This is a genomic window from Bifidobacterium asteroides (assembly GCF_009683175.1).
GTDB classification, from domain to species: domain Bacteria; phylum Actinomycetota; class Actinomycetes; order Actinomycetales; family Bifidobacteriaceae; genus Bombiscardovia; species Bombiscardovia asteroides_H.
In genome coordinates, this window is the sequence record NZ_WKKW01000013.1 from 1 (window position 1) to 3,183 (window position 3,183).

At 64.2% G+C, this 3,183-nt stretch carries 3 protein-coding genes; all 3 read left to right on the forward strand.

Annotation, left to right across the window (positions count from 1 at the left end; translation table 11 throughout):
- Positions 1-144: 144 nt before the first annotated feature.
- Positions 145-876 carry an ABC transporter ATP-binding protein gene (locus GKC41_RS08665; RefSeq protein WP_029676375.1) on the forward strand — a complete coding sequence of 244 codons (732 nt, stop codon included), beginning with the start codon at positions 145-147 and terminating at the stop codon, positions 874-876.
- Positions 873-2,909, forward strand: a complete 2,037-nt coding sequence (locus tag GKC41_RS08670) for an ABC transporter permease (RefSeq protein ID WP_121912720.1) — start codon at positions 873-875, stop codon at positions 2,907-2,909. Before GKC41_RS08665 ends, GKC41_RS08670 begins: the two co-directional genes overlap by 4 nt.
- Before the next feature lie 14 nt (positions 2,910-2,923).
- On the forward strand, positions 2,924-3,183 hold a 260-nt coding region (locus tag GKC41_RS08925; protein WP_229281748.1), incomplete at its 3' end, for a hypothetical protein.

Here is a 3,183-nt window from a genome sequence, read left to right on the forward strand (position 1 = left end):
TTTTGTCAATAATTTATGGAAGACTTTTAACCGTCACGCAAGCAATACTTGTATTGCGTCTCAGTGTAAAGTTCGCTGTAGCTTTTCGCGTTGTGGATTCGTATGGTGCTCGGGGTTTCGTCGGGCTGTGGATTGGGGTTGGGTATGGCTGGTGAGTTTCTGTCCCTTGAGGGTGTCTCCTATCATTACGGTTCGGGCGGGGCCGGCATCACCGACGTGTCCCTGCAATGCCCGCCTGGGTCATGGACGGCGATCATGGGGCCCTCGGGCGCGGGCAAGTCGACCCTGCTGAATTGCGCCTCGGGCCTGCTGCCGGTCGACCAGGGCTTGGTGCACATCGGGCAGCATGACCTGGCCCGGATGGGAGAGGCCGACCTGACACGTGTCAGGCGTGACCTGATCGGGTTCGTGTTTCAGGACTACAACCTCGTCGAAGCGTTCACATGCCTGCAGAACGTGATGCTGTCCTTCCTCTTCGGCGGGCCGCGCATCGAGGTCGACGACGCCGTGCGGGCCCTGCAGGCGGTGGGTCTGGATGGTTTCGCCGACGTCTATCCCTCGGACATGTCGGGCGGGCAGCGGCAGCGTGTGGCGGTGGCCAGGGCTTTGGCCTCGAGGCCCTCGGTCGTCTTTGCCGACGAGCCGACGGGCGCCCTGGACACCGCCGGCTCCCAGCTGGTGCTGGACGCCTTCGGCCAGGTGGCGGCGCGGGGGTCCACGGTGCTGATGGTGACCCACGACCCGGATGTGGCGGCCCGTGCTGGCAGCACCGTGTTCCTGGTCGACGGCCGCATCCACTCGGTGTGGTCGGGCTGCACGGCCGAGCAGCTGGCCATGCACCTGGCCGAGACCACGTTGAGCGGGGCCGACCGGTGAGCGCGGGCATGGCCTCCCCGGCCCAGCAGGCGAGCCGACCCTGGCGCAAGCGGCCAACAAGGGCCAGCCTGTCCTTCTCCCTGGTCAGGGCCCACCGCTCCTCCTACTGGATCATGTGCCTGGCCGTGTTCGCCGCCACGACCCTGTCCTGCGCGACCCTGCAGGCACGTCAGGCGGGCCTGGCCTACGACGGCCTGCACGGCCTGGAGGGCCTGAACGCCTACCACCGCATTCTGACCAAGGCCTACTACGACCTGGCATTGAACACTGTGTCGCTGATCGCGCTGGTGTTCTGCCTGCTGGTGACGGTGTTCCTGGTCCTGTCATCGGTGTCCTTCCTGGTCCAGGAAAGGCGCCGGGAATACGGCCTGATGCGGCTCAACGGCGCCTCGGGCAAACAGGTCGTGGCCATGGCCCTGCGAGAGTTCTCCCTGCCCCTGGCCCTGGCCGACGCCGCGGGATGCCTGGCCGGATCCCTGCTGACCGTTCCTGTGGGCATGGCCTTCATAAGGGCCATGGGCACCACGGACATCGACCTGCTCTTCCACCCCAGGGCCCGCCTGTGGGTGGCGGCCGTGGCCTTCGCCCTGATGATGGCGGTCTGCCTGCTGGGCGTGTGGCTGGCCACGCGCAGGCTCGGGGCCGAGACCCCCCTGAAGCTGATGACACAACCGGCCGTCAAGGACAAAAAGGCCAGCCGGTTGCGGATCGTATGCTCCCTGGCCCTGTTCCTAGCCTCTATCACGGTCGCCTTCATGCCGGTCGACCGCTCGGAGTCCTACGACCGGCTGCTGGGCTTGATCGTCCTACTGATAATCACCGTGTACGTGGCCGCCCCCCTGCTGGTCCCCCCGGTAGCATCCCTGCTGGGCCTGCTGGCCGAAAAAACCGCGGCCGGACCGGGCCTGCTGGCCCGGCAACGGGTCCGCAGGGGCAGGGCAGGCGCCACGGCCATAGCGTTGCCGGCCATGATGGCGCTGACCATTCTGGTCTCCTTCACCCTCATCATGCAGGCGGGCCGCATGAGCTCGGTGGTGCTCAGCATCGAGCCCATGAAGGCCGACGTGGTGGCCTCCTCGGACGACCTGTCCCAGGCCGGCAGGATCTCGCGCACGCTGCAGGGGCTCGGACGGGAGGTCGGCACAGCCGACATCTACCAGACCCAGCAATGGGTCCTGACCGACAAGCACGGAAACATCCAGATGGACACCTTCCCCCAGGTCACCTGGGCCCAGGCCCGTGACCTGGCCGACCCCAGCCACAAGGACACCGCCCCCAAGGTGCTCCAGGGCAGCCTGGCCGACCTGGGCGCCGGCAAGGTGGCCATAAGCAGAGCATACGACAACCAGCGCAAGCCGGGCGACACGATCACCCTCATCGACCGCCACGACAAAAGACACCAGGTCCAGGTCGTGGCCGTCATCGAGCCGCCCAAGACCACCCCCCACGTGAACATGGACATGCTCACGACCGAGGATGGCCTGCCCAGGGAGGGCGAGAACGGCCGACTGTACGCCTTCATCACCGCCCGCGACCACACCCAGGCCGACGACATAGCCCAACAGATAAGGGACACCACCCACAAGATCACCGCCTTGAACAGGCAGGACTTCATCGACGACTACATCAAGACCAGCATCAAGGAGCAGCAGGGAACACCGCTCATGATAGCCGGCGGCACCATCCTGGCCCTGATATTCCTCGTCCAATCTATAGCCATAGGAATCAGCGAACGACGCATGCAGAACCGGCGCCTCAACCAGATGGGCGTCACCCGCGGCGCCCTCGCCTGGTCAGCGGCCATCGAGACCACACTCGACGTCACCGCCGGCATCATCCTCTCCCTCGTCGCCGTGGCCATCACCGAGGCATCCGTGGCGATAAGCTTCGTCCGGGACGGGGTCGGCATACAACACACACCCATCATCGCAGACATCTTCCTACCCATGTCCCTCCTGCTCCTGGCCGTCGCCATAGCCACCACCATCCTCTGCACACGCCTCACCCACAAGAACCAACCCACAAAACACTAGAGGCCAGGCCAACCATGAACTTTATCCACGTCGTCAGGAAATACATGCCGGGGCACATTCTTGCATACACGGCAAGCCTTCTGCTGGGAATCCTCGCACAAGCGGTCGTCCTGCTGCAACCACAGCTCAGCGGAGCCCTCATAGACGGCGTGCAACAACACAAAGCAATCGTATTAATCGCGGTGCAATTGGGAATACTGTTCATTCTTGGCGCTGTATTGACAGCAATCCAGCAAGCCATACTAGGCACAATAGGGGAGAAATCATTATATTC